The following is a 22,277-nucleotide window of genomic DNA, read 5'->3' as shown; positions in this document are numbered from 1 at the left end:
ATCTTGTGTGCTGTGGTTTTGAAGGGTTCGCAATGGGAAGCAAAAGGCTCGACTGGATCGATATTGCAAAGGGGATCGCAATTATTCTGGTCATTGTGGGGCACACCGTCCCAAATCCCTCTCCCTTGCGGCACGCGATCTTCTCTTTTCACATGCCGGTGTTCTTTATTCTTGCCGGGTATACGTTTAGGCCGAAGCCGTGGCGCGAGCTGCTGAGTGGTTCGGTGTCGCGCCTGCTGGTGCCGTATGTGGTTCTTGCACTGGCGTGGCAGGTGCCGACGTTCTTGATGAGCGGCGCTCCTTTGACGAGCGGTACGCTGGTTGCGGGGCTTAAGACGCTTGTGTTTGCCTCGGGCGTTGATGTGCCTGGGCTTGGCGTTACCGCCGTTGGCATGGCATGGTTTTTGGCGGCGCTGTTTACGTCGCGCCTACTGTTTAATGTACTTGTGCGGCTGTTTGATCGCCGCGGGATTGGGGTAGTTTGGCAGGGTGTTGTCTGTGCCGCGATTGCCTTTTGCGGATTGAGCGTGTCTCGCTTAATGGGAGTTTACCTGCCGCTCGATTTGGATCTGAGCTGCTATATTGTGCTGCTGATGTGGGTTGGCTATACGGCGCGCCAAAGGGGGCTGGAGCCGAGCGTGAGCAAGCCTCTGCTGTTTATTGGAGCCGGTGTCGCTTGGCTTGTCCTTGGCGCGCTGAGTGGGCTTGAGCTTTCGAGCCGCCGCGTGGATGGGTTTGTGGTTGCGACAGTTGCCGCTCTTGCCGGCAGCTACTGCGTGTGCTGGGTTTCCATGGCGCTGGAGAAGTTGAAAGACGTGCCGGTTTTGGGGTCCTTTGAACAAGCCCTCGTGTTCTGCGGACAGGCCAGTCTTGCCATCTTTGCAATCCACGCGGTCGATTGGTTTATCCCCTGGCAGACCATGCCGCTGCTTATGACGCTGCCAGCATCGTGGCTCTTCGCGTCAATCGTACGCTGTGCCTGCGATATTGGATTGGCGTTCGTGATTAAGAAGGCGTAATTAAAAGCGGGGAGGACCAAGTTGGTCCTCCCCGCTGTCATTATGCCTTCAGACACTCGGGCAAAACGCTTGCAACTGTACTTATCGCTTGCGGCTTGAGATACTGCTCGTTGAGCTTTGCCTTTTTGTAGGCATAGCGAGTGTTTGCCGAGTACTTGATCAATACGTCGGTGAAGAACCGCTCCCAGCTCAGGTAGTCGCGGCTCTCGATGTAGTTCGAGGGGTCCTCGAGAATCTTTGGGATATCGTTGCTGGGAATGAGGCCAGATTGCAGAAGTGTCCACTCAAATGATTCCGGGAGGAACAAGCGAACGTTCTTGTAAACGCGCTGTCCCAGCACCTTTTCGATGTAGGGACCAAACGCTGCGCCGTCTCCTATGGCAAGAACGTTTTGCTCAGGGCATTCGTGAATCGTACGTTTTAGATTCGCAACGCCGGTGGCGGTATAGCAGGGGATTCCCAACCGATTGCACAGAGCGCTGTAGAATTGATATCCCGACTTACTGTCCTCGACAACTACGGCGTCGGATATTTCGAACCCCGTGTTTAGGTCTTGGTACAGCATGCTGGCCGTATGGTCATATACCGGTTTGGTCACTGAGTAATAACGACGGTCGCTTTTTCGCCCGTTGATCACCTTGCTCGTCGTGTTGACCAGTTTTAGGATTTCGTCGACACTATAGGGGAGTTCGTTGGCGTCGCGACGAGATATCAGAACAAAATAGTTGGATGATCCGTTGATGGCTTTGGCGAAGTCCTTTGAGTAGATAAACTCGTTGCCCTCATCTAGAAAGACGATTGAATCTTCGATGATCGACAGCTCGCGCTCCCAGTGTCTGCCGGAAAGCGTTTCGCAAGGCACGTCGGAGCTAAGTGCAACGCCGCTTTCCGGTCCTCGGTCGTTGTAGTCGCGAATCATTGAGATGAGCGTCGTTTTGCCCGTGCCGCTGTTGCCACGGATGAAGGAAATATTGCGTTTAAAGGTGAGCGTGTATTTGACTTTTGCGCGCTCCACGACAACAGTGTGTGTTCCCTTCATTACTCATCAACATCCAAAAAGTCATTCGTGGCGCCGACAAACTCCTGCATGTTTCTAACGATGCGGCCATCGTTATTAATGCGAATCTCAAAATGCTTCCAGGGGAATTTCATGATGTGGTAAAGGGTTACCAGCACATCCTGTTCTTTGCCAATTTTGAGCAGCCAGCGGGCGCAGTTATCTCCGCAAGTGGATGCATTGAACACCATGTTTGGGAGATTGCGCACCAGAAGTAGCGTTTTAACGCCGCCGGAAAGCTCGAGGGGCGTAATCGAACCGAGCTGTTTGCTGATGATGTTGTGGGGGCCGATGAGCTCTGAACCGTCAACGCCTTTAATCATCTGCGCTGCCATAGGGTCCTCGAACCAGGAATCCAGGTATGAGTTCCTAAAATAGGTTTCGGTATCGTAGATGGAACGGGGGTAATCTCCCAGATGGATGCTTAACATGAGCGTCTCCAGACGTTTTGTGACTGCAACGATTATATGCCAGTAATAAAGTGCCGCCAGTAGTGAGGTTGCTGCTGGCGGCACTGGCATTATTGGCGTGCGAATCGCGTTGATGGATTTGCTCGCGAGGCTACTTTTCGAGACGCTCTTTCAGCAGCTCTAACGCGTGAGCGTAGCCTTGGAGGCCTTCGCCGGTGATGGTGGCGAAGCAGGCCAGGCGGGCGTAGCTCACCTGACGGAAGTCCTCGCGGGTCTCGACGGCGCTGATGTGGACCTCGACGGCAGGGATGGCGACGGCCTTGAGGGCGTCGAGGATCGCGACGCTCGTGTGCGTGTATGCCGCCGGGTTGATGACGATGCCGTCGACCTTCCCGTAAGCCTCCTGAATCTTGTCGACGATGCTGCCCTCGTGGTTGGACTGGAAGACCTCGACCTCGTCGAAGCCCTGTGCGGCGCCCGCTTCCTGGCAGATCTGCACTAAACGGTCGTAGTTGTCGCTGCCATAGATGCCCGGCTCGCGAATGCCGAGCATGTTGAGGTTGGGGCCGTTGATGACGAGTGCTTTCATGGTTGCTTCCTTTGCGATTGGAAAACCACCACAAAGTTGCCTGTCCCCTTTGTGGTGGTTTTGATTAGAGAGCGGGTGGGAGGGTGTCGAGGAGGGTTTGGGCGGTGTTGGCGGCGCAGTCGCGCGAGTCGATGATGTAGTCGGCCCAGGCTCGGTAGCGCGGCATGCGCTGCTCGGCCAGCTTGTCGATACCATCGCGGGCGGTGATGGGGCGTCCCTTGTGGGCGAGTTCGTCGAGCTTGCGGTTGAGCATCACGATCTGGCTGTTCTGGTGCAGTAGCGGGTAGTTCTCGTCGCGCGTGACCACGCCGCCGCCCGTGGAAAGCACCAGGCCGCTGCACTTGGAGATGCCGGCCAGCACCGCCGTCTCCTGCTCGCGGAAGGCCGCCTCGCCGCTCTCGACGATAAAGTCGGCGCAGGGCCTGCCCAGGCGCTCCTCGAGGGCGCGGTCCAGGTCGATGTGCTCTCGCCCCGTGAGCAGGGCAATCTGCTCGCCCACACGGGTCTTGCCCGAGCCCGGCATGCCGATCAGCGCGATGTTCTGCTCGCGGCGTGACAGGCGCTCCGTTACGTCCAGAATGCGCTCGCGCGGAGTGACCTGGCCGGTGTAGCGCTCAACGGCTTGCGCCGCCTGGGCCACGAGCATGAGCAGACCGCCGATGTAGGGGATGCCGCGGCGCTCGGCCTCGAGCATGAGTCCCGTGCGTGCAGGGTTGTAGACAATGTCGATGACGCCCTCGAGCGCATCGAGCCCCTCGAGCGTGCAAGGCGCGTCGGGGCAGTGGGGGAACATACCGGCAGGCGTGCAGTTGACGAGCAACGCGGCGTCGGACTGCTGTGCGATGTTGTCGTAGTTGACCTCGCTCGTGCGGCCGACCGGCGCGACGATGGCGCCCAGGTCGGCGAGTACCATGCTGGCCGTGGTTCCTGCGCCACCGGTGGCACCGAGTACGAGGGCCTTCTTGCCGGCAACCTCTACGCCCAGCTCCTCGACCAGGCACTGAAAACCAAAGTAGTCGGTGTTGTCGCCGCGCAAACGGCCGTCAGACAGGCGTGTGATGGTGTTGACGTTGCCCATTCGTTCGGCCAGCGGGCTCAGCTCGTCCAGGTATTCCATGACGGCGCGCTTGTAGGGGATGGTCACGTTGGTGCCCTCCCATTCGTCACCCGTCATAAAAGCCTGGAGGTCCTCGGGCTCGCGCTCAAAGCGCACGTACTCGAGCCCCGCGAGCTCCTTGTAGATGGTTGGGGTGTAGCTGTGGCCCAGCACGCGGCCCAGCACGCCGTAGGGGCGGGTTGCGGCGGTATCGGTCATCTAGAGCACCTCCGTGTAACTGCCAAAGTAGGTGAAGCTCTCGCACACGTCGTCGATGGAATCGAGCAGGTCGTCGAGGGCCTTGCTGCCAAAGGGGCAGTCCAGGTCAAAGTAGAACATAAACTCAAAGTCGTGCCCGGGGATGGGTCGGCTCTCGAGCTTGATAAGGTTGATGTTGAGCGCGTAGAAGCGCTCGAGCACGCGATAGAGGGCGCCCGGCTCATTGGCCGTGGTGATCATGAGCGAGGTACGGTTGGCACCGGGATAGACGCGCGGCTCGCGGCTGATGACGACAAAGCGCGTGTAGTTATTGTCCGAGTCCTGGATATTGGGCTCCAGCACCTCCAGGCCGTAGAGCGCCGCACAGCTGCGCGAGGCGATGGCGGCGACGTCGGTGCGTTCGGAGTTGGCTACCATCTCGGCCGACATGGCGGTGTTGGGGTACTTGGTGGCGTGCAGGCCGTGGGTCTCGATAAAGCCGGCGCACTGGGCGATGGCTTGGCCATGGCTGTAGACCTCGCGCACGTCTGCGAGCTTGGTGCCGGGCTTGACGAGCAGGTTATGATCGATCTTGAGGCGCAGCGAGCGCACGATATGGAAGTCGAACTGGGCGAGCAGGTCGTACACGGCGTTGACCGAGCCGGCGGTGGAGTTTTCGATGGGCAGCACGCCAAACTCGCAGAAGCCGTCGCGCACGGCGCGCATGACGCCCTCAAAGGTCTCGAAGAACGCGATGTCGGGTATGTCGAAGAGCTTGCACGCGGCTATCTGGCTGTAGGCGCCTTCGACGCCCTGGCAGGCAACGCTGGCCGTCTGGGGGAAGGGTGTGTAAAAGGCCGTGGCCGTGGCGTGGGCCTTTTGCGAGATCGTAATGCCTTTGAGCTCGTTGATGTAGCGCTGCTGCTCGGCCTTGCTCATGCTCATGAGGAGACGAAACAGGGCGATGGTCTGGGCCTCGTAGCGCTCGGGCGCGCGGCCGGCGAGGTTGTTGAGTTTGGAGCGCTCGCGGGCGGGGTCGAAGACGGCCTTGCCCATCTCGATTTTAGACTTGGCGACCTCGGTGGCAATATCCATGCGCTCGACAAAGCTGTTGAGGAGCGTGGTATCGATGCCGTCGATGGCCTGGCGAATATCGGCAAGGTCCATAGGGGCCCCTTTCATACTGGGAATGTTGTCTGGCTGTCCCAGAAAAATCACCTGGGTTGAGGTGGGCTAAAGCTGGGCGGCGTCCTCGAGGAGGGCGTCCCAGATGGCCAGCGCTGCGGCTGCTTCGGCTACGGGGACGGCGCGCGGGACGATGCAGGGATCGTGGCGGCCGTGGACCGAGAGCTCGGCATTTTCCATAGCGTCCATGTCCACCGTCTGCTGCTCGCGGCCAATGGAGGGCGTGGGCTTTACGGCCATGCGCCACATGACGGGCGCGCCGGTCGAAATGCCGCCCAGGATGCCGCCGGCGTTGTTGGATTCGACCTCGATCTCGCCGGTCTCGGCATCGATGCGATACGGATCGTTATTCTCGCTGCCGCGCATGGCGGCCACGGCAAAGCCCATGCCAAACTCCACGCCCTTTACGGCGGGAATGCCAAACGCGATCTGCGCGATGCGGTTCTCGATGCCGTCGAACATGGGGTCGCCGATGCCCGTGGGAAGCCCGTAAATGCCGCACTCCACGATGCCGCCGATGCTGTCGAGCTCGTCGCGCGCGGCCAGAACCTCCTCGCGCATGCGGCCGGCTGCGGCGGCATCAATGCACGGCAGATCGTTCGTAAGGATCGCCTTGCGATCGGCCTCGCGATAGACCATATCGTCCATCGGCAGGTCGGAGATGCCGCCGATCTGCGCGACGTGCGCCATGACCTGAATGCCGCGGGCCTCGAGTGCCTGCAGCGCAATGCCGCCGGCGATACACAGGGGTGCCGTCAGGCGGCCGGAGAAATGCCCGCCACCAGCGACATCGTGCATGTTGTGATACTTCACGCGCGCCGGAAAATCCGCGTGTCCGGGGCGGGGCTTGCGGCGCAGCTCGGAATAGTCCTTTGAGCGCGTGTTGGTGTTCTCGATAATCGCGGCGATGGGTGCTCCCGTGGTATGTCCATCGACCACACCGGCGATGATGTGGGCGGCGTCGGCCTCGCGGCGTTTGGTCGCGGTCTCGTCGCGACCGGGGGCACGACGGTCAAGGAAGGCCTGCAGCCGCTCCTGGTCAACAGCGATGCCCGCCGGGATGCCATCGAGAGAGCAGCCGATGGCGGGGGAGTGCGACTGGCCGAAGATGCTTAAGTGCAAGACGTTGCCAAAGGTCGAGGACATGCTATTCCTCCTCGAGTGTGACCTTGCCGCCCAGCAGGCGGTAGTGGTCGAAGAAATCGGGATAGGACTTGTTGACGGCCTCGGCACCGTGGATCACGACCTCGCCGGTGGCGCGGCTCGCGGCGATAGCGGCCATCATGGCGATGCGATGGTCGTTGTGCGAATCGACCTCGCCGCCGGTAAAGGCGTCGACGCCCTTGATGATGAGGTCGTCGCCGGCAATGCGCACCTGCGCGCCCAGCGCGGTGAGCTCGCGGGTGGTGGTGACCAAGCGGTCGGATTCCTTGATGCGCAGACGGGCACAATCGCGGATAAAGGTGCGGCCCTGTGCCAGCGAGGCCACGGCCGAGATGACGGGCACCAGGTCCGGAATGTCGTGGGCACTCATCTCAAAGCCGGCGAGCTTGTCGGACTGCACGGTGGCGGCGTTGGTGGAGCGCACGATGCGGGCGCCAAAGCGCGAAAGCGCGGCAAGCACGTTACGGTCGCCCTGTGCGGAGCTTAGCGACACGCCCTCGACGGTGATTGGGTCGGTACCGATGGCGCCGGCGCACAGCCAAAAGGCGGCGTTGGACCAGTCGCCCTCGACGGCCACGCTGCCGGGCGTGCGGTACGAGCCACTGCTCACGCGGAAGTTCGTGACCTCGGGCTGGCCGTCCTTGGCCGGAATGCGCTCGACGTTGACCTCGACGCCAAAGGCCTTCATGGCCTGTATCGTCAGGTTGATGTAGGGGCGGCTCTCGATGAGGCCGGTTACCTGCACGCAGGAGGGCTGGGCCAGCAGCGGGGCTGCCAGCAGCAGGCCCGAGATGTACTGCGAGCTCACGTTGCCCGGAAGCACAAAGGTGCCCGGGCGCATGCGGCCGCTCGTCTTGAGCGGAAAACCGCCCAGACCCTGTAGGTCGCAGCCGGCGGCGATGATCTCGTCCGAGAGCGGGGAGAGCGGGCGGGCGCCCAGGCGGCCCTGGCCTACGAAGGTGGCATCCGCACCCAGCGCGCAGGCGACAGGCAGCATAAAGCGCAGCGTGGAGCCACTTTCACCGCAGTCAAGCGTGCCGCCGGCAAGGGCCTTGAGCAGGCCAAACTCAATACTCTTCATGGTGGGGTGGACCTGGAAGCCGTCCTCGACGGTTTCAATGCGGGCGCCGAGTGCCGTAAGGCAACGCACCGTAGCCTCGATGTCGGCGCAGGTGGTATTGCAGGTGACGTGTGTCTCGCCGTTGGCAAGCGCAGCGCAGATGATCAGGCGATGCGCCATCGACTTGGACGCGATGGCGGGAACGGTGCCCTTGAGCGGGGACGGGGTGATGCGGGCTAGCATGCGGATGCGTCTCCCTTCTGGCCGAGGCCCTCGGCAATGAGTTCGTGGAAAGTGGAAAGTGGTGTGCGGTCGATGCTGCAGCGGCCAATGCCGTGCGGAATCACCAGATCGATGGTGTCGCCCGCGCGCTTCTTGTCGTGGAGCGCCTCGGCAAAGACGGCATCGGCATCTAGGTCGCAGCGGGTCTTGAGGCTATGGCGGGCGCAGAGTTCCTCAATACGACCGGGAAGGGCAGCATCGCAAACGCCGTGCAGGGCTGCGGCGCGCGTGATGATACCCATGCCGATCGACACGCAGTTGCCGTGTCCCAGCTCAAAGTGCTCGCAGGCCTCGACGGCATGTCCGGCACTGTGTCCAAAGTTGAGGAGCTTGCGCTGGTTGGTTTCGCGCTCGTCGGCGACGACCACGGCGCGCTTGATGTCGATATTGCGGGCAATGATAAGCGCCACGCGAGCCACATCGCGGTTGAGCAGCTCCAGCGTGAGCGGGGTCTTCTCCAGCTCGGCGAAAAGCTCCGGGTCGGCGATTACGGCGTGCTTGACGACCTCGCCGCAGCCGTCGGCGAACTGCTCGGGCGTGAGGGTGGCCAGGCACCCCACGTCGGCGATAACCACGCTCGGCTGCCAAAAGGCGCCGGCCAAGTTCTTGCCGGCAGCCAGGTCTATGGCGGTCTTGCCGCCCACCGACGAATCCACCATGGCGAGCAGGCTCGTCGGGATCTGCACAAACTTGCAGCCGCGCATGTAGGTGGCGGCCACAAAGCCCGCCACGTCGCCCACGACGCCGCCGCCGAGTGCCACGATCACGTCGGAGCGCGAAAGCTCGTGCTCGGCCACAAACTCCAAAATGGCAACATAGGTCTCGGCGCGCTTATGGGCCTCGCCGGCCTCGAAGGTGCAGATGCTCACCTCGTAGCCTGACGCCTCCAGGCTCTGCTTAACGGGCATCTGGTAGAGCGGGCCCACGTTGGTGTCTGTCACGATGACGGCGCGGATGCCGCCGGCGGTGGCGCGCACGAGCGGCCCCGCCTGCTCCAGCAAAAACGTGCCAACATGCACCTGGTAGGGGCGTGCAGTGTCGATATCGATGGTAATCGCCATAAGCTTCGGTCCTTTCGACCTGGCGTGATGGGTGGTCTAGTGGGAGGCCTCGTCGTCGAGCGCGCGCTTAATGCGGTCGCCCTCGGCAAGGAGATTCTCCAGATAGCGCTGGTCGCGGTCCTTAAGGGCGCGGCTGTAGGCGCCAAGCGATTCGATCAGATGGTCGATCTCGAAGGCGAGCGCATCGGCGTCGTCGATCATGAGCTCGGACCACATCTGAGGATTGAGGTGTGCCACGCGGGTGAGGTCGCGGTAGCTGCCGGCCGAAAAGCCGTGGTGGACCTGAGCGGTCGGGCTCTTAACATAGGCGTTGGAGACGACGTGCGCGAGCTGGCTCGTAAAGGCGATGACGCGGTCGTGCTCGGCGGCGCTCGTTACGCTGAACTTGCCAAAGCCCAGGGGGCGTACCATCTCGCGCACCTGGCCCAAAAGCTCCAGCTTGAGTGCGTCGTCCACTGCGGGCGGTACAAGCACGAGCGGTGCGTCCTGGAACAGGTCGGCGCGGGAATGCGCGTAGCCCGAGAACTGCGTGCCCGCCATGGGGTGCGCGCCCACAAAGTAAAAACCGTGCTCGCGGGCAAGCTCAAAGGCGCGCTCGCACACGATGCCCTTGACGCCTACGGTGTCGATCACCACGGGGCCCATGATGGCCTCGGTGTCGGTGGCGTCGGCGAGTGCCTGGGCGTGCGCCTCGAGCCACTCGATGCATGCCTCGGGGTAGCAGGCCAGCACGATGATGTCGCATTTGCCGAGCGTCTCGTCGTTGAGCTCGCCGGCAACGGTGCCCATACTGGCGGCCGTCATGACGTCGTCATCGGGGTCCCAGGCCAGCACGCGGACGCCCGCCTGCGCATAGCCGCGGGCAAAGCTGCCGCCAATGAGGCCCAGGCCCACGACGCCGGCGCACTTGGGGCCACCCTGGTTAACGCGCGCGTTTCTCACGGTACCCATGGGCTACTCCATGGTCTCTTGGCAGACGACCTCGCGGATGGCGTGGATGCGGCGCATGGTGTCGTCGAACTGGTCGGGGGTGAGGGCCTGAGCGCCGTCGGACCAAGCGTGGCTTGGGTCGTCGTGGACCTCGATCTCCAGACCGTTGGCGCCGCAGGCAGTCGCGGCGAGCGCCATGGGCTCAACGTAGCGGGTGTAACCGGTGGCGTGGCTGGGGTCGGCGACGACGGGCAGGTGTGACAGATGGTGCAGCACCGGCACGGCGTTAAGGTCGAAGGTGTTGCGAGTACGGGTTTCGAAGGTGCGGATGCCGCGTTCGCACAGGATAACGTTGTCGTTGCCCTCGCTCATGATGTACTCGGCTGCCATAAGCAGCTCGTCGACGGTGCCGGACATGCCGCGCTTGAGCAGGATCGGGGTCTTGGTCTTGCCGACCTCTTTGAGCAGGGGGAAGTTCTGTGCGTTGCGGGCGCCGATCTGCATGACGTCGATTTTCTTGTCCAGGAAGACCTGCACGTCGCGCGGGTCCATGATCTCGGTGACGATCGGCATGTCGAGCTCGGCAGACGCCTCGCACAGCAGGTCCAGGCCAGCAGGGCCCATGCCCTGGTAGGCGTACGGGGAAGTGCGGGGCTTGTAGGCGCCGCCGCGCAGCATCGTGGCACCGGCGGCCTTCACGCGGCGGGCGATGCGGATGAGGTTCTCGCCCTCGACGGAGCACGGGCCGGCGATGACCTGGAACTGATCGCCGCCGATCTTGACGCCGTGGCCGCAGTCGATGACGGAGTCCTCGGGGTGGAACTTGCGGTTGGCGCGCTTGAACGGCTCGGAGACGCGCTGCACGCGCTCGACGACATCCATGGACTCGAGCAGGAACGGGTCGATCTTGGTCGTATCGCCCACCAGGCCGATGATCGTCTCATTCTCGCCGCGCGAGACATCGGTCTTCAGGCCCTTTTTCTCAATCCAGCTGACGATATGGCTGACGGCCTCGTCGCTGGCGCTCTCTTTTAAAATTGCAATCATGGTGTGCCTCTCACCTCGATGGATAACCCTTGCAAAAACGGCCCGCATCGCGAGCCGTGTACATATGGTGCATGAGAGTTTATACTATCTGACTCGCTTTTGCCTTCTAAAGTGGGCCGTTGAGCCGCGTCTTCCTCGGAATTGCAAAGCTTTTTCTTTTATTTTGATAGCCCGTGGTGCACTTGGGTATAATGCCAAGCGTTGGCCCTATTAGCTCAGGGGATTAGAGCGTCTGCCTCCGGAGCAGAAGGCCGTTGGTTCGAATCCAACATGGGGCACCATCGAACGTGAGACCGTCCGAACCTCGCATGGTCCGGGCGGTTTTTCTTATACCGACGCGACGTGATGGGACGTGGTATGGCAGCAACGGATATCGAGCGCGGACTCTCGACCGCCGAGGTCGAGGAGCGCATCGCCGCCGGTAAGATCAACCGCAACATGGAGCTCAAGACCAAGTCGGTCAAGGAGCTCATCATCGAGAACCTCTGCACGCTGTTCAATTTGATCAACGTGATCTTGGCGTTCCTGGTCATTTTGACCGGTTCGTTTAAGAATCTGACGTTCCTGTTCGTGGTGTTCCTCAATACCGCTATTGGCGTCATTCAGTCCATGCGTTCCAAAAAGATGGTCGATAAGCTCACGCTGCTGACCTCCAAGAAGGCCATCGCGGTGCGCGACGGCTCCGAGGTGGAGCTCGACCTGGACCAGATCGTGCTCGACGACATCATCCGCCTGGGGCGCGGCGACCAGATCCCCGCTGACGCCGTGGTGGTTTCGGGCGAGGCTCTCGTGAACGAGAGCCTGCTGACGGGCGAGAGCGATCTTATTAAGAAACAGCCCGGTTCCGAGCTCATGAGCGGCAGCTTTATCGACTCGGGTCTGCTGCGCGCCCGCGTGATCCATGTCGGCGCCGACAACTACGTGGCCAAAATTAATAACGAGGCCAAGTACGTCAAAAAGGTCAATTCCGAGATCATGAACGCGCTTAACGCCATCGTGCGCTTTGCGAGCATCATCATGATCCCGCTCGGTTTGGCGTTGTTTGCCTCGAGCGTGAGCGAGCTGTGGGATGCCGCGGGAACCCCAGGCAATAGCGCGCTTTCGTGGTGCTTCTCCGAGCTGTTGGCTGGTCATGTGCCTTCGTCGGCGCTGCTGTCCACGGTGGGCGCCCTGCTGGGCATGATCCCGCAAGGCCTGGTGCTGCTGACCTCGTCGGTGCTCGCCATCGCCACGGTGCGCCTGGCCCGCCGCAAGGTACTCGCGCAGCAGCTCTACTGCATTGAGACGCTCGCGCGCGTCGACGTGCTGTGCCTGGACAAGACGGGCACCATCACGTCGGGCCGCATGGAGGTCGAGGGTACCTATCCGCTGCCGGTCGAGGGTATGGGTGCGGGGGAGGGCGACGCCGCCGTTCCCGTCGATACCACGGTGCTCGATTTTGCGCTGGCTAACGTCGCACGTGCGACCTCGGCCGATGCCAACGAGACCTGCCAGGCGCTGCTCAACTACTACGCCGACCGCCCGGTCGAGGTGTCTGAGCCGCTGTCGGTCATTCCGTTCTCGTCGTCCAAAAAGTGGAGCGGTGCCTCGTTTGCGCAGGGCTCCTATGTGATGGGCGCGGCGCAATTTGTGCTTTCAGAGCGCGCCTTTTCGCAGGTCGAGAACCGCGTGGCCGAACTTGCCGACACCTGCCGCGTGCTTGTGGTAGCCTGCGTGGACGGCTTTACGCCCGATGGCGATATGGTGGGCGAGGCCGAGCCCGTGGGCTTTGTGACCATTCGCGACGAGATCCGCACCTCGGCCGCCGAGACCATCGGGTACTTTAACGAGCAGGGCGTGACCCTCAACGTGATCAGTGGCGACGACCCGCGTACGGTGTCGTCGATCGCGCGCGTGGTGGGCGTGCCGGGGGCGGACGCTTATGTGGACGCCACGACGCTCGATACGCCGGCCAAGCTCGATGCCGCAGTGGACCGCTACCATGTCTTTGGTCGTGTGACCCCGCAGCAGAAGCGTGAGCTCGTGCAGGCCCTCAAGCGCCGCGAGCACACCGTGGCCATGACAGGCGACGGCGTCAACGACGTGCTGGCGCTCAAGGAGGCCGACTGCTCCGTGGCCATGGCGGCCGGCTCCGATGCCGCGCGTAACGTGGCCGAGATCGTACTTGTCGACAACGACTTTGCCTCGATGCCCGCCGTGGTGGCCGAGGGCCGTCGCTCCATCAACAACCTGCAGCGTTCGGCTTCGCTGTTCTTGACCAAGACGCTGTTCTCGATGGGCCTGGCGGCGCTGTGCATCGCGCTGCCGCCGTACCCTTTCGAGCCGATTCAGATGACGCTCATCAACTTCTTCTGCATCGGCGCGCCGGGCTTTGTGTTGGGCCTGGAGCCCAACAACGCTCGCGTGAAGGGGTCGTTCCTGACGAACGTGCTCAAGCGGGCACTGCCGGCGTCGATTGCGGTCATTTTGGCCGCGGCGCTCGATATCTTTGTGGCGCGCGTGTTTGGCTTTAGCCAGCTTACGCTGTCTACGATGTGCCTACTTACGTCGTGCGCGGCGAGCGTCAGCCTGATCTGGCGTATCTCGCAGCCCCTCACGCCCTTACGTGTGGCGCTCTTTGTGTTTGTAGTTGCCGGCATCCTGGTGGGCGTTATCGGATTCCCGAAGCTGCTGTCTATTGCCAACCTGTCGATGGGCCAGATGGTTATCTTGGCTGTCATCGTGGTCATTACCTGCTCGGTGTTCTTTAAGCTCGCCACGATGATGGATTCGCTCAAGCCGCGTCGTCGTCATGCCGCAACTGGTTTTGGCCGCGGTGTGCGCGTCCGCTTGGGTCGCGGTGGCGGCAAGGTGAGCTCGACGGGTTCGACGGCCGAGCGTTTTGCCAAGCGCGTCGTCGCCGACATGGCGCAGCGCCGCGAAGCTCGCACCGTTCGCGAGGCCGAGGCCCGCGCACTCGAGGGCGTGGCCCAGGCCCAGCCCATGAAAAAGAAGCCCACGGGCGCTAAGCGCTCCCGCGTGACCAAGTCCGCCCAAGGCATCAAAGTCTCGATGCCCAAGAAAAAGAAGTAGTCCGCGGCCTTCAGGGATGATTCTTCTGGGACGGGGATTAAAAGATCATCCCCCAAAAGACTGTCCTGCGATGTTGAATTGGTGCCTTGCTCCTGTGGGGCCGTGGCGATGTTATGCTCTAACCTCGATTGTTTGAATTGCTTCGAAAAGAGGATGCCGTGATCTGCCCGCATTGCCTTAAGACTATCGAGGACGGCGCCTCGTTCTGCCCCTACTGCAACGCCTATGTGGGTCCGGGCGATGGTCCGGAGCACACCGAGTTCGTGTTCTGTGAGGGCTGCGGTGCCCGTCTTTCTCCGCATGATCGTACGTGCCCCAAATGCGGACGCCCCGCTCCGGGTATCCTCTCCGAGGACGCGGCAGCATCCGACCTGGCAGCGGGCCGCACGGCGGGCTTTCCGCGCCTAACGCAAGAGCAGATCGATACCGAGGTGCCGCATGCGCCGGCCTCTGCCGCTGCGGTGCTCTCAGACGCCGCCGACCCCAATGAGACCTGCGTGCTGCCAGCTTTCGATAAGGATTTCGGTATCCCCAAGGTCGATATTCCCACGCCCGTTTCCCTGCATGACGATGCTCAAAAACCCAAGCGCAAGGTGCACCCCGACGAGGACGCCTATCACAAGCATAAGCGTCATATTCCTAAGCCGCTCATTATCATCGCGGTCCTTGCCGTCGTGTGCGGTGGTGCCTATTGGTTCGTGACGGCCGATCCCATGGGTGTCATGCCTGGCTTCTACGACCAGTTTGGCCAGGCCGCGCAGACGACCTTCCCCACGCGCCAAAAGGGCGAGGCCACTGAGGACGATACCAAGCAGGACGATTCTGCCGAGGTGGTCCAGGAAGAAACCGTGCTCACCGATGATCAGCTCTATACCAGGCTCGACGGTCTGTATCAGACCATCGTGTCCTACGCTGACGAGGACCAGATTGGCGAGGTCATCGATTCCTTTAACAATGGTTATCTCCGAACGCCGCTGTCCACCCGTCAGGAGCTGTCGCAGAGTGCCTACGCCCTGCGCGACCAGATCAAAAAGACGCAAGATGAGCTCAACAACCTGAAAGTACAGGACGATACGGTCTATGCGGATGACATTGCCCACTTAAAGCAGCTTGCCGAGTGGATGTATGAGCGCGTCGACGTGATTTGCCAGAGCTGGGACATCTCGCTGGCCATTCCCGATGGCGAGTCGATGAGTTCTCACCAAAGCGAGATCCTGGCGCCCATCGCACAGGGCGGCAACAGCGCACTGAACCAGTACGACGCCAACGTGGGCTCCTGGAAGCCGCAGCAGCATTCCTAAAATTAGTTCGCCATAGTCGGCATAACCTACGTGCGCAATTGATGTAAGCCCATGCTTATTGCTACAATTCGTACAAATATGCTTTAAACGCACGAGGAGGGAACCACATGTTTGGTTTTAAGAAAGAGCTCTACACGCCCGAGTATCAGCTTGCCGGCGACGAGTGCGCCGTTATCGAGACGTCGAAGGGTACCATCAAGGTCAAGTTTGACGGCGAGGGCGCTCCCATTCATGTCGCGAACTTCTGCGAGCTTTCCACGATGGGTTTCTATGATGGCCTTAAGTTCCATCGCTATGTGCCCGGCTTTGTTATCCAGGGCGGCGACCCCAATACCCGCGACATGTCCGGCACCGACGTCGCCGCCGGTCTTGAGGGCCCCGACGGCATGCCCGGTACCGGTGGCCCCGGCTACTGCATCAAGGGCGAGTTCGCCACCAATCCGCGCAACAGCCATGTCGATGGCGCCCTTGCCATGGCACGCTCCATGGACCCCGATTCCGCGGGTTCGCAGTTCTACTTCTGCCTGGGTGCCCAGCATAACCTCGATTCCGGTTACACCGTCTTTGGTACCACGGTCGAGGGTCTCGATGTGATTTCGCAACTGCGTGCCGGCGACGAGATCGTCCATGTCGAGATCGTTCACGAGTAAAGGGGACTTCCTTGAATAGCCAGCTGATCCAACAGGGCCGCGCCGCTTACCGCGCGGGTGATTTTTCTGCTGCAGCCCAGATGCTTGGGGCGGCAAAGACTCCCGATGAGATTATGGGCGAGGCCGATCACCTTCGTGGCAACGCCTTGATGCACCTGGGCATGTATGCCGAGGCCGCCGAGGCCTATGCCGCCGCCCTCAACGACGGCACCTACGGCAAGCGCGGCGCGCTGCTCACCAACCGCGGCAAGGCGCTCGCCGCCGTGGGCGACTACACGACGGCCGCCCAAGCGTTCTCAGCTGCTACGCAGGATGCTTCCTATGCCACGCCGTTCAAGGCCTATCTGGGCCTGGGCAATGCGCTGTTCCAGTCGGGCGACTATGCCAACGCGGGAACCGCCTTCCGTCAGGCTGCCATCGACGGCGCCAATCCGGCTCCTGCCGCCGCGCTCGGCGAGCTCGGTCGTTGCTTCATTAAGCTCGGCCGTCCGGCGGATGCCGTGGAGACTTACCGCACGGCTATCGACTTTGCCGGCCCCCGCGACGACACGCGTGCGCTCAACGCCGGCATGGGTCAGGCGCTTTCTGCCGCCGGCCGTCCCTCCGACGCACTCGACGCCTTTAATGCCGCTACTGCCGATGGCATCTACCAGCTCACCTCCGAGCAGGCCGATGAGCTTGCCCGCGTGCAGGATTCGCTTGCCGCGCTGTCTGCCCAGACGGCTATGGCCACGGCTCCGGCGCCCGCGATGGACGCTCCTGCCGTCGATCCGCTCGATCCTACGGGCGCGACCGGTCAGTTTATGCCTGATCCCTCGGACACCGGCTTCTTTACGCTGTCCGAGTCCGAGATGGTCCAGCAGGACCGTCAGGATCGTAAGCAGGCCAAGGTCCGTCGTCGCCATCGCCATACGGGTCTCAAAGTCTTCATCGTGCTGCTTCTGCTTATTTTGATCGCCGCGGGCGGTCTGGGCTTTGCCTACACGCGCGGCTTTGGCTTCCCGTCTCAGGAGTCTGTCGTTACCGATCTGTTCCAGGCTGCCGGCGACGGTGACACCGCAAAGGCCGAGTCTTGTCTGGCCTCGAGCCTGTCCGAGGACGCTAAGTCGATGATCATCTCCTCGATTCCGCAGGGTGCCACCGTGTCCGTCGAGGGCATGGATCAGTCCATGACCGAGACGACCGCTAAGGTGAAGGCATCGCTGTCCAAGGGCGGCGAGCAGGAGTACACCGTCAAATTCGTGCGCTCCGACAACCATATCGGCTGGGCCGTTTCTTCGCTCGATATGGATTTCTCGGCTGTTGACAACCAGTAGTGACCTTATGGGATTTAGCTTTGCCCGGCGCTTCACCGCAAGTGAGGTGTCGGGCTTGCGCTAGTATGATGAGTTAGTAGTTTTCCAGCAATCATCCAACACATCAGGAGTTGCGTTGTTTTCTTTGATGGATATGTTCTTCGGTAGCTATGCGGGCGATCTTGCCATCGACCTCGGCACCGCAAATACGCTTGTCTCCGTGCGCGGCAAGGGCATCGTCATTCGCGAGCCCTCTGTTGTCGCCATCGACAAGAACGACGAGCGCATCCTGGCGGTCGGTATCGAGGCAAAGCGCATGCTCGGCCGTACGCCCGGCAACATCGTGGCCGTTCGCCCCCTGAAGGACGGCGTCATCGCCGACTTCGATGTTACCGAGGCCATGCTTCGCTACTTTATCGACAAGGCGTCCGAGAAGCGCTACCCGTGGACTCCGCGTCCGCGTGTCGTCGTCTGCGTTCCCTCCGGTGTCACGTCGGTCGAGAAGCGCGCTGTCTTTGAGGCCACGATCCAGGCCGGTGCCCGCCAGGCCTATCTGATCGAAGAGCCTATGGCAGCCGCTATCGGCGCCGACCTGCCCGTCGAGGAACCCACCGGCTCCATGGTCATCGACATCGGCGGCGGTACCACCGAGGTTGCCGTTATCGCTATGGGCGGCATCGTCGTCTCGCAGTCCATCCGTATTGCCGGCGACGAGTTCGATCAGGCCATCCTCACGCACGTTCGCGATGCCTACAACCTGGCCATCGGCGAGCGTACGGCAGAGGACATCAAGATCAAGGTCGGCTCCGCCGTGCCGCTTAAGGACGAGCTCGACGTCGAGGTCAACGGCCGCGACGTGATTACCGGTCTGCCCAAGACCGTGCGCATCGAGAGCGAGGAGATTCGTCGCGCGCTCAACAAGCCGCTCGACGAGATGGCCAAGGCCGTCAAGGACGCACTCGACGCTACGCCTCCCGATCTTGCCTCGGACCTTATGTACTACGGCATTTTGCTGACCGGTGGCGGCGCGCTGCTGCGCGGTCTCGACGTGCGCCTGCGCGATGAGACCGGCGTTTCGGTCAACGTCAGCCCCACGGCGCTCGATAACGTTGTTAACGGCTGTGCCCGCGTGCTCGAGGCCAATGCGTTTGATGGCGGCTTCGTCCAGACCAATGCTTAATTTCCAAAAGGTGGATTCCATTTGGCACGATCTTCGGGTTTCTCCACAAATCTGAATACCAAGCGACAATCAACGGGTATGCGCCCGTTGATTGTTTTCAGCCTGATTTCGGTGTTGCTGCTCACGTTTTATATTCGTGAGGGCGAGACGGGGCCGATTCATGCCGTTCGTTCGGGCGTGACGACGATTACCTCGCCGGTGCGTTTTCTGGGCTCGACTGTGGCGGCTCCCTTCAATGCGATCGGTAACGTGTTCTCTAACCTTACGGCGTCGCAGGACACGCTTGACGAGCTTAAGAAGCAAAACGAGGAACTGACCTCTAAGGTTGCTGAGCTCTCCGAGGCTCAAAAGACCGCCGAGCGTCTGGAGGGGCTGGTCGGCCTGCAGTCGACCTATAACCTCAAATCGACCGCTGCTCGTATCGTTGGTGCCTCCGGCGATGCCTGGACCTCGACCGTTACCATCGACAAGGGCTCTGCCGACGGCCTGACCATCAACATGCCCGTGACGAGTTCTGCCGGTGTTATCGGCCAGATTATCGAGGTATCGGCCAAGACCTCTACCGTGCGCCTGATTGGCGACGAGAACTCCGGCGTATCCGCCATGGTGCAGGACACGCGCGCCCAGGGTATGCTGCAGGGTCAGGCTGACGGCACGCTGCGTCTTGAGTACGTGAGCGTCGACTCCGATGTTAAGGTTGGCGACATCATCGTGACCTCGGGCATTGGCGGTGTGTTCCCCAAGGGTCTACCGCTCGGCACCGTCTCGTCGGTTGAAAAATCCGCAAACGACGTGTACTACACCATTGTGGTGCGCGCCCAGACGACGGCCGAGAACAACGAGGAAGTGCTGGTCATCACCTCGCTGACCGACGAACAGTCGGCCTCGGATGAGGACGTGAGCACCGCTAATAGCACGCCGCAGGGAACGTCGCGCGATGCTGCGACCAAGACGAAGGACGAGAGCTCGGATGACGGTTCCGACACGTCCGAGACGACCGATTCCGGCTCGAGCGAATAGGGGGCATGTCCATGGATCTACACGAGCAGGGGATGAGCTCCCGCACGTTTGTAATCGCCGCCATCGTGTGCGTGCTGCTGCAGGCAGGCCTGGCACCGCAGATCTCCATTGCGGGCGGTCGCGTCAACTTTATGATTATCCTGGTGTGCATAAGCGTGTTCTCGGGCGACCCGACCCGTGCCGTCGTGTGCGGTTTTTGCAGCGGCTTGTTCTATGACCTTTCCGCTGCCGTGCCGGTGGGCGTTATGTCGCTCCTGCTGACCGTGGGTTCTTTTGCCCTGGTGCATAGCGCCGCCGGTCAGACGGGCGGTACCCCGAGTGCGCGCGGCATCACTGTGGGTGCCTTCGCGCTCGTCATTAATGTGATCTACAGCATCATCTTGCTGTTTATGGGTTTGGAGACGAGCTTTGTCGTGGCGATCTTCGGCCATGCGCTGCCGTCTTCGATCCTGACGGGTTTGGTTGCCATTCCGTTTTTGATGTCCGGCGTCGTGCCGCAGTCCGGTTATGGATTCTCCGCACGTGGCGGACGCCAGACGGGCATGCGCTTTAAGCCCAAGACCCGTAAGCTCAAATAGGGGAGGCTCGTAGATGTCTTCCCAGATGACGGTTATTATCGCCGGTATCGTGCTGGTTGTGGCCATCGTGGTCGCGCTGGTCATCATGCGTCGCGGCGATTCCCGTTTTACCTACGATACGCAGCATGGAACGGCCCCGCGCGCCACCGAGGGCGAGGGCAATACCGCGGCGACCGCCTTTAAGGGCCGCTTCTCCATCCTCACCACGGGTGTGGGCGCGATGTTCGCGGCGCTTGCCGTCAAGCTGTGGGGCATGCAGATGGTCTCGTCGGACTATTATGAAAAGCAGGCTAATAGTAATCAGACGCGCACCGTTACCACACCCGCTGTGCGCGGCCGCATCCTCGACCGCAATGGCGTGGCACTTGTCCAGAACCGTCCCTCACTTGCTGTCGTGGCCTACCGCGACCTTGCCGAGGATGAGGTTCTGGTTCGCCATCTTGCCAACGTGCTCGGTATGCCCTACGTGGCGGTTCTGCGCAATATTCAGGACAATTCCGAGGGCGCCCAGAGCCTGCATACCATCGCGACGGACGTCCGTCGCTCCACGGTTGCCTATATCAAGGAGCACGCCGGCGAGTTCCCGGGCGTCAAGATTGCCGAGCGTACCGAGCGCCAGTACCCGTACGGCGAGACGGCCTGTCACATTTTGGGCTATACCGGCACCATTACCTCCGAGCAGCTTGAGGCCCAGAATAAGAAAACCTCTGGCGACGATGATGCTTCTGCTGGCCGGATTACGTACCAGTCGGGCGATATCGTGGGCCAGGCGGGTGTTGAGAGCTACTACGAAAACCTGCTGCAGGGTATTCGTGGCGAGCAGACCGTCAAGGTCGATGCCTCGGGCAATGTGACCGGTCAGGCCGGCGCCGTGCCCGCCAAGGCCGGCTCCGACATTAAGCTCACGCTCGACCTCAAGATCCAACAGGCCTGTGAGACGGCGCTGGCGAGCGCCATCGAGCTTGCCAAGACCACTGGCTACAGCAATGCCGGCAACGGCGCTGTGGTGTGTCTCGATCCCAACAACGGCGAGATCCTGGGCATGGCGAGCGAGCCCAAGTTCGATCCGTCCGTCTTTATCGGCGGCGTCTCAAATGACGTGTGGACCGAGCTCAATGATGACAAGGGTTCGCACCCGCTGCTCAACCGCGCCATTAGCGGACAGTACATGTCGGCCTCGACCATCAAGCCGCTCTCGGCACTGGCCGGTCTTGAGTTTGGAACCTACACTTCAACGCAGACAACCAACTGCACGGGCTATTGGACGGGCTTGGGCAAGGCTTGGGGCAAGCGCTGCTGGCTGACGTCTGGACACGGCACCATGACGCTGCAGTCGGGTATTGCCAACTCGTGCGACCCCGTCTTCTACGATATGGGCAAGGCGTTCTTTTATGACGAGCAACATTCCGAGGGCCTGCAGGAGGTCTTTCGTCGCTGGGGCCTAGGCAAGACCTGCGGTATCGATTTGCCGAGTGAGGGCGCGGGCCGTATTCCCGATGCCGAGTGGAAAGAGTCGTACTTTACCGACGCCTCTGCCGAGGACCGCAAGTGGAATGCCGGCGATATGACCAACATTGCCATCGGCCAGGGCGACATTTTGGTGACGCCTCTGCAGATGGCATGCGCCTACATGGGCCTTGCCAACGGCGGTAAGCAGTACGTGCCTCACGTGTTTTTGTCTGCCGTGTCGCGCGATGGCGACGGCGATGCCTATAAGTACAACGGCAAAGGCAAGAAGAAGCGCTTGGAGGCCAAGATCAACAGCGATTCGGATTTGGCTCTTGTTCGCAACGGCATGCACGACGTGATTTACACGGCATCGACGTCCCTGGCGGCTCACTTTGGCACCCTGACGCCGCAGGTATACGGCAAGTCGGGCACGGGCGAGAAAAGCGGCGAGGACGAATACGCGTGGTTCTGCGCCTATGCGCCGGCCGATGATCCCAAGTATGTCATCGCTACTGTCCTGGAGCAGGGCGGCGGTGGCTCAGATACCGCGATGCATGTCGTGCGCGACGTGCTCGGCGCGATTTATGACGAGCCCGATACCTCTTCGGCCTCGGGCGATTCTTCGGTTCGATAG

Annotated in this window: 19 protein-coding genes and 1 tRNA gene; 10 read left to right on the top strand and 10 right to left on the bottom strand. The window is 61.4% G+C overall.

Annotated features, from left to right (window positions below; translation table 11 throughout):
* The first annotated feature begins 32 nt into the window (after positions 1-32).
* On the top strand, positions 33-1,019 hold the full coding sequence (locus DWW51_RS03720) for an acyltransferase family protein (RefSeq protein ID WP_117773560.1): 987 nt from the start codon (positions 33-35) through the stop codon (positions 1,017-1,019).
* Positions 1,020-1,059: 40 nt separating this feature from the next.
* Here DWW51_RS03720 and DWW51_RS03715 read toward each other — a convergent pair whose 3' ends face one another.
* The 10 genes from DWW51_RS03715 to aroF all read right to left on the bottom strand — a co-directional run bounded on the left by DWW51_RS03715 (position 1,060) and on the right by aroF (position 11,098).
* A complete protein-coding gene (locus DWW51_RS03715) occupies positions 1,060-2,058 on the bottom strand; it encodes a hypothetical protein (RefSeq protein WP_117773559.1) in 999 nt (332 codons plus the stop codon).
* Positions 2,058-2,507, bottom strand: a complete 450-nt coding sequence (locus DWW51_RS03710; RefSeq protein WP_117583260.1) for a DUF4869 domain-containing protein — start codon at positions 2,505-2,507, stop codon at positions 2,058-2,060. Before DWW51_RS03710 ends, DWW51_RS03715 begins: the two co-directional genes overlap by 1 nt.
* Before the next feature lie 130 nt (positions 2,508-2,637).
* The gene (gene aroQ / locus DWW51_RS03705; RefSeq protein WP_117583259.1) at positions 2,638-3,075 is read right to left on the bottom strand and encodes a type II 3-dehydroquinate dehydratase; all 438 of its coding nucleotides are present in this window, start codon (positions 3,073-3,075) and stop codon (positions 2,638-2,640) included.
* Between the two features lie 64 nt (positions 3,076-3,139).
* Positions 3,140-4,390: a shikimate kinase gene (locus DWW51_RS03700; protein WP_117773558.1), complete on the bottom strand. Its 1,251-nt coding sequence runs from the start codon at positions 4,388-4,390 to the stop codon at positions 3,140-3,142.
* Positions 4,391-5,536: a prephenate dehydratase gene (gene pheA, locus DWW51_RS03695; RefSeq protein ID WP_117773557.1), complete on the bottom strand. Its 1,146-nt coding sequence runs from the start codon at positions 5,534-5,536 to the stop codon at positions 4,391-4,393. It abuts the gene before it with no gap.
* Between the two features lie 66 nt (positions 5,537-5,602).
* A complete protein-coding gene (aroC, locus tag DWW51_RS03690; RefSeq protein ID WP_117773556.1) occupies positions 5,603-6,700 on the bottom strand; it encodes a chorismate synthase in 1,098 nt (365 codons plus the stop codon).
* A 1-nt stretch (position 6,701) separates the two neighbouring features.
* Complete coding sequence (aroA, locus tag DWW51_RS03685) at positions 6,702-8,021, bottom strand: 3-phosphoshikimate 1-carboxyvinyltransferase (protein WP_117773555.1); 1,320 nt, start codon at positions 8,019-8,021, stop codon at positions 6,702-6,704.
* Positions 8,015-9,121: a 3-dehydroquinate synthase gene (aroB, locus tag DWW51_RS03680; RefSeq protein ID WP_117773554.1), complete on the bottom strand. Its 1,107-nt coding sequence runs from the start codon at positions 9,119-9,121 to the stop codon at positions 8,015-8,017. Before aroB ends, aroA begins: the two co-directional genes overlap by 7 nt.
* A 36-nt stretch (positions 9,122-9,157) precedes the next feature.
* Complete coding sequence (locus DWW51_RS03675) at positions 9,158-10,072, bottom strand: prephenate dehydrogenase/arogenate dehydrogenase family protein (protein WP_117773553.1); 915 nt, start codon at positions 10,070-10,072, stop codon at positions 9,158-9,160.
* Positions 10,073-10,075: 3 nt separating this feature from the next.
* Positions 10,076-11,098: a 3-deoxy-7-phosphoheptulonate synthase gene (gene aroF / locus DWW51_RS03670; protein WP_117773552.1), complete on the bottom strand. Its 1,023-nt coding sequence runs from the start codon at positions 11,096-11,098 to the stop codon at positions 10,076-10,078.
* Between the two features lie 204 nt (positions 11,099-11,302).
* Between aroF and DWW51_RS03665 the strand changes: the two genes are divergently transcribed.
* From DWW51_RS03665 to mrdA, 9 genes are all read left to right on the top strand, one after another.
* Positions 11,303-11,379, top strand: a tRNA-Arg gene (locus DWW51_RS03665).
* Positions 11,380-11,455: 76 nt separating this feature from the next.
* Entirely contained in the window at positions 11,456-14,170 is a 2,715-nt protein-coding gene (locus DWW51_RS03660; RefSeq protein WP_117773551.1) for an HAD-IC family P-type ATPase, read from the top strand.
* A 158-nt stretch (positions 14,171-14,328) separates the two neighbouring features.
* Complete coding sequence (locus tag DWW51_RS03655; RefSeq protein WP_197032157.1) at positions 14,329-15,471, top strand: zinc ribbon domain-containing protein; 1,143 nt, start codon at positions 14,329-14,331, stop codon at positions 15,469-15,471.
* 107 nt (positions 15,472-15,578) lie between these two features.
* Positions 15,579-16,121, top strand: a complete 543-nt coding sequence (locus DWW51_RS03650) for a peptidylprolyl isomerase (protein WP_117773549.1) — start codon at positions 15,579-15,581, stop codon at positions 16,119-16,121.
* An 11-nt stretch (positions 16,122-16,132) separates the two neighbouring features.
* Positions 16,133-17,437, top strand: coding sequence for a tetratricopeptide repeat protein (locus DWW51_RS03645; RefSeq protein ID WP_231501562.1), 1,305 nt, complete (start codon positions 16,133-16,135; stop codon positions 17,435-17,437).
* A gap of 127 nt (positions 17,438-17,564) precedes the next feature.
* Entirely contained in the window at positions 17,565-18,596 is a 1,032-nt protein-coding gene (locus tag DWW51_RS03640; protein ID WP_006236061.1) for a rod shape-determining protein, read from the top strand.
* Positions 18,597-18,674: 78 nt separating this feature from the next.
* Positions 18,675-19,616, top strand: coding sequence for a rod shape-determining protein MreC (gene mreC, locus DWW51_RS03635; protein ID WP_117773548.1), 942 nt, complete (start codon positions 18,675-18,677; stop codon positions 19,614-19,616).
* Positions 19,617-19,627: 11 nt separating this feature from the next.
* Entirely contained in the window at positions 19,628-20,194 is a 567-nt protein-coding gene (locus DWW51_RS03630) for a hypothetical protein (protein ID WP_117635284.1), read from the top strand.
* Positions 20,195-20,207: 13 nt separating this feature from the next.
* Positions 20,208-22,277 (top strand): penicillin-binding protein 2, encoded by a 2,070-nt coding sequence (mrdA, locus tag DWW51_RS03625; RefSeq protein WP_117773547.1) that lies wholly within the window; start codon positions 20,208-20,210, stop codon positions 22,275-22,277.

The sequence above is a fragment of the Collinsella sp. AF15-51 genome, from assembly GCF_003462845.1.
In the GTDB taxonomy this organism is placed as follows: Bacteria; Actinomycetota; Coriobacteriia; order Coriobacteriales; family Coriobacteriaceae; genus Collinsella.
The sequence above is the reverse complement of the archived record's forward strand: the minus strand, read 5'-3'. Positions and strand labels throughout refer to the sequence as shown.